This is a genomic window from Sulfitobacter rhodophyticola, from assembly GCF_041281685.2.
Lineage (GTDB): Bacteria > Pseudomonadota > Alphaproteobacteria > Rhodobacterales > Rhodobacteraceae > Sulfitobacter.
Map to the genome: position 1 here is coordinate 105,100 of NZ_CP166250.2, position 8,567 is coordinate 113,666.

The following is an 8,567-nucleotide window of genomic DNA, read 5'->3' on the forward strand; positions in this document are numbered from 1 at the left end:
CATGATTTTTTCCGTCCCGAAAATGACCTGTGGACACTGCATTTCCGCTATTGAAAAGGGAGTCAAAGCGAAAGGCCCGTCGGCCGTCATTGCGACCGATCTGGACCTTTACCTCGTCACTGTCCAAAGCACATTGGAACAGGCCGCCGTGCGGCAAACCATCGTTGACGCAGGCTACGACGCTTCAGCCGCGTAGGCTTGTCCTTATTCGGCGGCCCGGGCCTGATCGACAAGTTCGATCATCTGGTCCGCCTGAATCAGGCCCGGCGCAAGACTGTCGCCGATCACGAATGAAGGTGTGCCACTGAACCCCAGCGATTGCGCAAGCCGCATGGAAGTTTGAATGTGCTCTTCAATTTCCGGTGCGTTCATGTCGCGACGCAGCTGTGCAACATCAAGGCCGATGTCTTCCGCAACGCGGATAATCGTTGCTTCCTCAGCGCGTTGCTTTAACTGCATCATTGCCCAGTGGAATTCTTCATACTTGTCCTGATTGCGCGAAGCCAATGCCGCGCGGGCAGCAAACACCGAACCCTCCCCCAAAATCGGCCACTCTCGATACACAACCCTGACGTTGGGATCGGCGGCAAGCAGTGCCTCCATTTCAGGTTTGACCCTACGGCAATATGGGCAGTTGTAATCGAAGAATTCCACAACCGTGACATCGCCCTCGGGATTGCCCAGAACGGGTGCGTTTGGATCATTTTCAAGCGTGGCTTTTTCAGTATCGAGAACCTCCGCTGCGGCTTGCGCCTGCAAAGCTTGTTGCTGCTCTTCGAACAATTGGGCGGCCTCGAATACAATGCCCGGATTCTCGCGAATGGCTTCCAGCACCAGTTCCTTGATCCGGTCTTCGTCCATGCCGTCTGCCATCGCAGTGATGGGAAGCATCACAAGTGCAGCGGTGGCTAAAAATCTCTTCATTACCCGTCTCCTTTTGACGCTATGTCCTGTGCCGTTCGATCGGCCTGCGCGGCGCGTTCACGCTCCGGCCAGATTGATTTGATGTATGCGAGGATGTTCCAGATGTCCTCGTCGCTCAGTTGTTCGCCGAAACCCGGCATGCCGCTGTTGAATTCAATGCCTTGCGCGGCGAGCGTCGCCTGGCCCCCTTGCTTGGTGTAGGTAAAAAGCATGCTGTCAGGATGATGCCATGTATGTCCGGTCGCGTCGTGCGGAGGAGCTGGCAGGCTTCCATCTTCGCGCGGCGTGCGCCAGTCTTCCTCGCCCTCTAGGTTTGCACCATGGCACGCGGCGCAGTTTTCCGCGTAAAGGATCTCACCTGCGGCTATGTCGACCGGGCCGGCGCTCGCGGAGTTTGACGAAAGGGGCGCGTCGCCGATTTCAGTCCAAAGGAAGGCCGCAACCGCCGCGACACCCACAAGTCCAAGCCCGAGATATGCAGATCGGGTCATCATCCAACAACGATCTTGGTCATCATGCCCGAGGCCGCATGTGACAACATATGGCAATGCAGCAGCCACTGGCCAGGATTGTCCGCCATGAACGCGACTTCACGCGTCTCTCCGCGTTCAAGGAGCGTGGTATCACGTAGTGGTCCAAGCGTGCCATCCTCTGCCACTTCATGAAAGTGCATACCATGCAGGTGCATGGCATGTGGGAAAACCGTATCGTTCACCATCTTCAAACGCACATTCTGCCCTCGGTCCAATCGCGCGAAAGGTTCGCCGTCGATACCGTCAACTTTCCCGTTGAACGACCAGAAATACCCGGCTTGAACAAGCTCGCCCATCGGCTTGATTTCCCCACCAAGAGAAGCGGAACTCAAACGGCCCATCGCACCCCCTTCCATACTCAGACTGAGAGTTGTGGCGTCCTGCAGATCAACCATTGCGTGGTCATTCGGAGGCAGGGCCGCGGGCGCATCCCTGCGGTTTACGGTGCCACCTTCCTCGACCTCGAAAGCGACCTGGCTAAAGGCCTCTTCGCGACCAACCTGAACGATATGGGCCGTTTCTCCGACGTTTGCCGCTACATCGACGATCAGGTCAATACGTTGGGCCGGTGCAAGGGTCATGGTGTCAGTTACCTTCAACGGTGCAGTCAACGGCATCCCATCAAGGGCGACCATCCACCCGTCGAGGCCATCGAGGCTCAACTGGAAATTACGCGCGTTGGAGGCATTGACGAGCCGCAAACGCAGGCGTTCATTCCTGCGCGCAGACAAAGCGAGATTAAAAGTCCCGTTGGTCGTAATCAGGTTGCCGAGCCTTCCCGCGTGGCTGAGATCACGAGGCGCACCAAAGTCATTCTGGATCTGGGCGGTTTCGGGATTGATGCGCCAATCATCAAGTATCAAAACCTCCTCCCGATCAATATCGAGGGCCTCCGCTTCTTCAACGATCAGGGCGCCATAGAGTCCCCTGGCCACCTGTTCCAACGAACGGTTATGCGCGTGATACCAGTAGGTGCCAGCGTCCGGGACAATAAAGTCATAGTCGAAGGCATTCCCTGGCTGGACGGCATCCTGCGTCAGGCCCGACACGCCATCCATGGCGTTGTCGATCCGGATTCCGTGCCAGTGCGTTGAAGTTCCTTGGGAAAACCGGTTGACCAATCTGCGCTGCACCCGACCTCCTTGGGCGACACGGATTTCCGGGCCCGGTGAACTCCCGTCAAAGCACCAAAGCGAAGTTTTGCCATAGTCACCAGGCAGCAACTGCACGTCGCTCTTTTGCGCAATCAGGTTGGTTGGCGGCGAATTGGCAAAACCAGCAGAGGCTGACATCCCGGCAAATGCGCTGGATGTGGCGAGAAACTGCCGTCGATTGAGCGTGATCATCTGTTGATTTCCAGTGCTATATATCGTTGTCCATAAGGTAGGTGGCCATCGCGGTCAGGTCTGCATCGCTTAGGAAGCTCGTTCCATAGCGTACAACTTCGGCCATTGATCCTCCAAAGACATCACCCGAAGGCGTGATGCCAGATCGCAATGCATAAGCCAGATCGTCTACTGTCCAACCTTCTGACAAAAGATCGCCGGAACGGATCGATGGGGCCTTGCCGCCTCCAGGCAAGGCATCGTTGCCCGAAAACCGTTCAGCCACAATGCGTGCACCTACAACGTTCCGCGTCGTATGACAGGCAGAGCAATGTGCGGCACCGTTAACCAGCAGCTTGCCCCGGTTCCAGACGTCGCTTTTCTCGGCTTCGGGTGCCGTAAAGGGTTCCGTCAAAAACGCCGCTCTCCAAAGCTTCATCCCCCATCGTTGATCGAACGGAAAAGGGACGTCGTGGGCTGGCGCTGGTACGTTCACGGCTGGCACGGTCTGGAATGCGGACCACAGGTCAGCAATGTCCTGATCCGTGAAATTTGTATAAAACGGATACGTAAAGGTCGGATAGTAGGGATCGCCGTCAGGAGAGATACCCTGCCTCACTGCTTTTGCGAAGTCTGCCACGGTCCAGTTTCCCATTCCATGTTCCGCGTCGGTTGTAAGATTTGGCGGGTAAAAGGTGCCAAAGTCTGTCTTGAGAGGGGCGCCCCCGGCCAGCGGGGCACCTCCGGATTCAAAGTGTGTGTGGCACGCGATACAACCGCTGGCCCGTGCCAAATACGATCCCCGTTCAACATCCCCGGCCAGACTTATCTCTGTCTCGGATGCTCCGATCGGCCAGGCTATCGTTGCCGCGACAACTCCGATCCCACCGACGCACCCCGCGCCAATAATCCAATGCCACCAGCGCATTTGCTTACTCGTCTTCTTTGCGGAATTTCTGATGACAGGCCGAACATGTCTGAGCAACCATTGTGAACGCCGCGTCTGCGGGCATGTTGGCAAACATCTCGCCCGTCATGACCTGGTTCGATCCCATCATACCTCCACCCATCATGGAGGCAGCGCCACCGCCCATCATCCCGCCGGTTGTGCCGCCCATCATTGATCCACTGTCGTTGCTTTGTGCTGTGGCCAGCCCATTACCTGCGCTTAACTTCAATCCTTCTGCGGCTGTTTTCAGGTCTTCCGCGAGGGCCGCGAACTGTTCGCTGTCTTCCCACACTGACGGCAACGCTTTGGACACGCCCCCACCCGACCCCTCGGGAAACAGCCGTGCCATCTGTTCACCCGAATGCCCGACCATTGCGTCTGCCTCACGACGTACCAGATCGGCATCGTATGGAACTTGACCCCGCATCATCGGGGTGAGTGTCTTGATGGATTCTCCCATCGCAGACATGCCTTGCATGCGCTCGAGGACAACACCCGTTGCCCCAGTATGCGCCCAAGCCGCGACGCCGATCGTCGCAATGACCGTGGATGTGATCCAAACCTTTATTCGCATTTCCAGCACTCCATTAGTTGATCCCGTTTGCACGCTGCAGTTCCCGCACATATTCAACAGCCATTTTCACGCCGCTGTTTATGAAGCTTTCGACCGGCTGCAACTGCTGCCAGATCACAGGCGCCCCCCGACAACCAGGACCGCCGCGATGAAAATGCCGGATCTCGCCATCAGATTAGCTTGACTTGAGTGCCAACTGGCGTCCGGTCATACACTTCGATGATTTGTTCGTTAAACAGACCAATGCAGCCGTTTGATGAGCGCCGCCCGATCTTGCGTGTATCGTTTGTCCCGTGGATTCTGTAATACTGCCATGTCAAATGCATGGCCCGGATGCCCAAAGGGTTTTCCGGTCCGGGGGGCACATAGGATGGCAGAGTGGGGTCTCTTTCAAGCATGGACGGTGTTGGCGCCCAGTCCGGCTCTGGATCCTTGAAGATGATTTCGGTGTATCCGCGCCGCGTTAGCTCGTCTGTCATCGGCACGGACGTTGGATAGATACGCATTTCGCCGTCTGCGGTCCAATGTTGCAGAACACGTGAAACCGTATCCGAAATAATGATGCCATTTCCGAGCCGATCAAAGTGATCCTGCCAAGCATGCGTTCGGAACGAAGACATGTTGCGCCGAACCGGAGCTTGTTCTTGCGCGCCTAGAATAGAAGGCGCTGCGAATGCTGCCGCCCCTACCCCGGTAGAGAATGCGCGACGTGTCAAAACTGTTTGTTTGCGGGTCATGGGACCAACCTCGATTAGGGTACCTGCTTCTTTGTTAGATTACCCAATCGCATGGTTTCCCTGAATAGCTGGGCGGTTGGTTTTTTGTAACTATATGTATCGCTATCAAGGCTCTGTGAGCGTTTTTGCTATTCTCACGTGGCGAAAGGTTTGAGCACAACACGCGTCTGGATCGGGACTTGCTCGTATAACTCGACAATTTGGTTGTTCGTAAGCCTCGCGCAACCGTTCGAGACGCGTCGACCGATCGTCTTCGGGTCCGTGGTTCCGTGAATCCTTAGGTATGTGTCTCCTCGACCCGGTTGAAAGAGGTACAACGCTCTTGCACCCAGTGGATTTTTTAGTCCCCCAGGAACACCGCCGGCAAAACGAAGATATCGGCCCGGCTCTCTGCTTATCATTGCAGGTGTCGGCGTCCAGCGCGGCCACTTTTGCTTGCGCGCGACATAGAACTCGCCGGATTCATAGAGGCCTTCCCTGCCAATTCCGACCGTGTACCTGACCGCCCGATGGTTCGGCAAAGTCCAAAACAACGCGAACTGGTTCGGATCGACATGTATTTCTCCCGGCTTCCCTGCCTCGGAATACTCAACTTCGCGCGGCAAATGCTCAGGAGGCACGACAGATGGTCCGATGCGGCGATCATGCTCTGCGTCACTATGAGCAAATGCTGTTTTTCCGCACACGGAAAGAGCAATAACAGACGTCAGAAAATGTCTTCGTTTCATATACGTACCTTGGGAAATTATTGTGTTTTGAGGTTAGTAATAGCATGCGCTATACGTGGCGAAAGTGACTCTTGTCGCGAGGTTCCGGCACCCGGCATGATTGGCAGCGTGATTTCTGCGCGGAGCCCCGCGCCAACGCGATTTTTCAACAAAATGGAACCGCCGTGCTCAAGGACGATACTTCGCGCAATTGACAGCCCCAAACCATGACCGCCTGTTTCTTGTGATCGCGACGTCTCAAGTCGGACATAAGGCCCGAAGACTGCCTCTAGTTGATTTTTGGGGATGCCGGGCCCATTGTCGTCAATGGCGATCACTACCTCATCGCCCGACCTTTCCCAAGATACTCTGGCCTCGTTCCCATAGCGGATCGCGTTCTCAATCAGGTTTCTCATGGCGCGCCCCATCGCACTTGGCTTCACAGATGCGATCAGGGGCCCTTCGCTGTTCATTTGAACCTTGTCCAACCCCAAACCGATAATCAGATCATGAAGATCAATGGATTGGACGTCTTCATGCTGGCCCACACCCTTCGCGAAATCCAGAGTTGCATCGACCATTTGTTGCATCTCTTCGCTCGATGTCACTAAGGATGCGCGTGTATCCTCATCATCTACCATCTCTGCCCGCACGCGAAGGACGGTCAGAGGGGAACGGAGATCGTGCGCCAGCGCCGCAAGCATCTGGGTTCGGTCACTGACAAAACGTGTCAAGCGATCCTGCATAGTATTGAACGCATGGGTCAGGTCTTGCACTTCCTTCGGTCCCACAACCGGCAAGTCCCCCTCTCCGGCACCACGCCCCAAGCGTTCGGATGCGTTTGCCAGGTTGTTGAGCGGGCCGGTCAATCTGGAGAGAAGAAACCAGAAACTGGCAACCAACAGAAGGCCCGCAGTCACAGCAAATGATATGTTGGAGGCGAGGGACCATTGCAGCGGCGGCCTTTCAAATCGCGTACCGACGTTGAGCCAACTTCCACCTGCCAATGCAATAGAAAGCTCCATTTCAATGGCAGCAAGGCTGCCTTGCATCATTTCAGCATGCATTTCCGCCATTTCAGGTGACAGATTTGGAAGTGGCAGCAGGCCTCCTTCAATTTCATGAACCTCAACCCGAATATCACGGCTGTAACTCTCTCCCAGCAATGCCCGGATCCGTGCCTCAACTGCCCCGCCTTCATCATGATCTCCATGGGGGACCGTTGGAGCATTTGCCAGATCGAAACGCACAAGCGGTGAGGTCGCAGCGCGAATGATCTGCGCGTGCAGTTCCGGGGGAGCACCTTCAATCAACTGAGCGACGTTTGCCGCGCGCCCCGCTGCTTCGGCACCGATCGCAGCCTGTACGGCAAGCGATCTTTCATCAACAAAGAACCACAGACTTAGGGCCTGTGCGAGGGACAATACGCCGAGGACCAGAAGCGCAATCTGCGCGCGCAACGTCCGTGGTAACATCTTCATGCGCATATCTCGACATCGCAAGACAGGCTGTATCCACCATTACGCACAGTCGCGATGACCCTGGGCCGTAATACATCCTGCTCGATTTTCCGGCGCAATCGGCTCACCTGATTGTCTATTGTTCGATCCAGTGGCCCCGCTATGCGTCCTGTGCTGAGTTCAAGAAGCTGGTCTCTGTCGAGGACGGCCCTCGGCCTTTTGAGGAACAGCGTTAGCAATTTCAGTTCCCCGGACGTAAGTTGCGTGCGGGACCCAGTTTGGTCAATCAGAGTGCGACCGTCGACATCTAGCTCAAGATGCGCAAATTTGACTGTCTTTCCGGCAAAGTCGTCGATCTGCGGCATTTGCTGCGTTCGTCGCAGAATTGCATTAATCCGCGCCAACAGTTCTTTGGGGTTGAAGGGCTTCGCAAGGTAGTCGTCCGCCCCGCCGTCCAGACCAGCTATGCGGTCGTCATCGTCTCCCAATGCGGTCAGCATTAGGATCGGTGTATGTCTTTCCTTGCGCAGCCGCCGACATGCGGACAACCCGTCTTCCCCCGGCATCATGACATCCAACACGATGAGGTCGAAATTGGCTTCTGCGAGCTTACTGTCCATCTGTTTGGCATTCTCTGCCGCAGATGCACGTAGTCCGTTCCGTTCCAGATAACTTGTTACGGATTTTCTGATCTCTGAATGGTCGTCGACGACCAGTATACGTGGTTGCTCGTTCATATTGCCTTTATAGACATTCCGGCTCAGGAACGCCCATCCCGTGATTGTAGCCAAATGTAACAACGTCTACCGGTCGACTCCCGAATGCACGTCAAGTATCAGAACCAAGAGAAAAAGGAGTTCGAAATGGACAGACGCCAATTTGTCTTGACGGTCGCCAGTGCGATTGCGGCAGGTCCCGCATTGTCACAGACTGCTACCCCGATGTTGCAGGTAACCAAAACACCGACCTGCGGCTGCTGCGGTGCGTGGGTTGATGAGATGATCTCTGCCGGGTTCAAAGCATCGGTTGAAGACGTCGACTTTGACACCCTTCAAGTGTTGAAGCAGAAATACGGCATCGCGCCAGAGCTCGCCGGATGTCACACGACTTCTGTGGGTGGCTACTTCGTTGAGGGCCACGTGCCTGCCTCCGACATCGCGCGGTTGCTGCAGGAAAAGCCTGCGGCGCGCGGCGTGACAGCGCCGGGCATGCCTATGGGGTCGCCCGGTATGGGCACCAGGGGCGATCCGTATGATGTGATGCTTGTGCTTATGGACGGATCGACCCGGGTTTTCGCGACACACGGCTGACGTGCTTTCTCCCGATACGTTCCGACAAAGCTATTCTCCCGCGCTGCC

Annotated in this window: 11 protein-coding genes; 2 read left to right on the forward strand and 9 right to left on the reverse strand. The window is 55.9% G+C overall.

What is annotated here, in order from left to right:
• Position 1: 1 nt before the first annotated feature.
• The gene (locus AB4X18_RS01025; protein WP_370398964.1) at positions 2 to 196 is read left to right on the forward strand and encodes a heavy-metal-associated domain-containing protein; all 195 of its coding nucleotides are present in this window, start codon (positions 2 to 4) and stop codon (positions 194 to 196) included.
• A gap of 8 nt (positions 197 to 204) precedes the next feature.
• Here AB4X18_RS01025 and AB4X18_RS01030 read toward each other — a convergent pair whose 3' ends face one another.
• From AB4X18_RS01030 to AB4X18_RS01070, 9 genes are all read right to left on the reverse strand, one after another.
• On the reverse strand, positions 205 to 924 hold the full coding sequence (locus AB4X18_RS01030; protein ID WP_058314096.1) for a DsbA family protein: 720 nt from the start codon (positions 922 to 924) through the stop codon (positions 205 to 207).
• Entirely contained in the window at positions 924 to 1,418 is a 495-nt protein-coding gene (locus AB4X18_RS01035; protein ID WP_058314097.1) for a c-type cytochrome, read from the reverse strand. Before AB4X18_RS01035 ends, AB4X18_RS01030 begins: the two co-directional genes overlap by 1 nt.
• Positions 1,415 to 2,803, reverse strand: coding sequence for a multicopper oxidase family protein (locus AB4X18_RS01040; RefSeq protein ID WP_370398965.1), 1,389 nt, complete (start codon positions 2,801 to 2,803; stop codon positions 1,415 to 1,417). The genes AB4X18_RS01035 and AB4X18_RS01040 overlap by 4 nt, the downstream gene beginning before the upstream one ends.
• A gap of 16 nt (positions 2,804 to 2,819) precedes the next feature.
• A complete protein-coding gene (locus AB4X18_RS01045; protein ID WP_370398966.1) occupies positions 2,820 to 3,710 on the reverse strand; it encodes a c-type cytochrome in 891 nt (296 codons plus the stop codon).
• Between the two features lie 4 nt (positions 3,711 to 3,714).
• Positions 3,715 to 4,305 carry a c-type cytochrome gene (locus AB4X18_RS01050; RefSeq protein WP_316781531.1) on the reverse strand — a complete coding sequence of 197 codons (591 nt, stop codon included), beginning with the start codon at positions 4,303 to 4,305 and terminating at the stop codon, positions 3,715 to 3,717.
• A gap of 170 nt (positions 4,306 to 4,475) precedes the next feature.
• Entirely contained in the window at positions 4,476 to 5,042 is a 567-nt protein-coding gene (locus tag AB4X18_RS01055) for a L,D-transpeptidase (protein ID WP_121027718.1), read from the reverse strand.
• Positions 5,043 to 5,176: 134 nt separating this feature from the next.
• A complete protein-coding gene (locus AB4X18_RS01060; RefSeq protein ID WP_072629813.1) occupies positions 5,177 to 5,770 on the reverse strand; it encodes a L,D-transpeptidase in 594 nt (197 codons plus the stop codon).
• 17 nt (positions 5,771 to 5,787) lie between these two features.
• Entirely contained in the window at positions 5,788 to 7,230 is a 1,443-nt protein-coding gene (locus tag AB4X18_RS01065; protein ID WP_370398969.1) for an ATP-binding protein, read from the reverse strand.
• Positions 7,227 to 7,946 carry a response regulator gene (locus AB4X18_RS01070; RefSeq protein WP_370398970.1) on the reverse strand — a complete coding sequence of 240 codons (720 nt, stop codon included), beginning with the start codon at positions 7,944 to 7,946 and terminating at the stop codon, positions 7,227 to 7,229. The genes AB4X18_RS01065 and AB4X18_RS01070 overlap by 4 nt, the downstream gene beginning before the upstream one ends.
• Before the next feature lie 126 nt (positions 7,947 to 8,072).
• Between AB4X18_RS01070 and AB4X18_RS01075 the strand changes: the two genes are divergently transcribed.
• Positions 8,073 to 8,519 (forward strand): DUF411 domain-containing protein, encoded by a 447-nt coding sequence (locus AB4X18_RS01075; protein WP_370398971.1) that lies wholly within the window; start codon positions 8,073 to 8,075, stop codon positions 8,517 to 8,519.
• Positions 8,520 to 8,567 lie beyond the last annotated feature (48 nt).

Bases quoted from the DNA above. Each gene is read 5' to 3' on its own strand.
- AB4X18_RS01070 (WP_370398970.1), bottom strand. From the start codon at position 7,946: ATGAACGAGCAACCACGTATACTGGTCGTCGACGACCATTCAGAGATC.
- AB4X18_RS01050 (WP_316781531.1), bottom strand. From the start codon at position 4,305: ATGCGAATAAAGGTTTGGATCACATCCACGGTCATTGCGACGATCGGC.
- AB4X18_RS01060 (WP_072629813.1), bottom strand. From the start codon at position 5,770: ATGAAACGAAGACATTTTCTGACGTCTGTTATTGCTCTTTCCGTGTGC.
- AB4X18_RS01055 (WP_121027718.1), bottom strand. From the start codon at position 5,042: ATGACCCGCAAACAAACAGTTTTGACACGTCGCGCATTCTCTACCGGG.
- AB4X18_RS01045 (WP_370398966.1), bottom strand. From the start codon at position 3,710: ATGCGCTGGTGGCATTGGATTATTGGCGCGGGGTGCGTCGGTGGGATC.
- AB4X18_RS01025 (WP_370398964.1), top strand. From the start codon at position 2: ATGATTTTTTCCGTCCCGAAAATGACCTGTGGACACTGCATTTCCGCT.
- AB4X18_RS01040 (WP_370398965.1), bottom strand. From the start codon at position 2,803: ATGATCACGCTCAATCGACGGCAGTTTCTCGCCACATCCAGCGCATTT.
- AB4X18_RS01075 (WP_370398971.1), top strand. From the start codon at position 8,073: ATGGACAGACGCCAATTTGTCTTGACGGTCGCCAGTGCGATTGCGGCA.
- AB4X18_RS01035 (WP_058314097.1), bottom strand. From the start codon at position 1,418: ATGATGACCCGATCTGCATATCTCGGGCTTGGACTTGTGGGTGTCGCG.
- AB4X18_RS01065 (WP_370398969.1), bottom strand. From the start codon at position 7,230: ATGAAGATGTTACCACGGACGTTGCGCGCGCAGATTGCGCTTCTGGTC.
- AB4X18_RS01030 (WP_058314096.1), bottom strand. From the start codon at position 924: ATGAAGAGATTTTTAGCCACCGCTGCACTTGTGATGCTTCCCATCACT.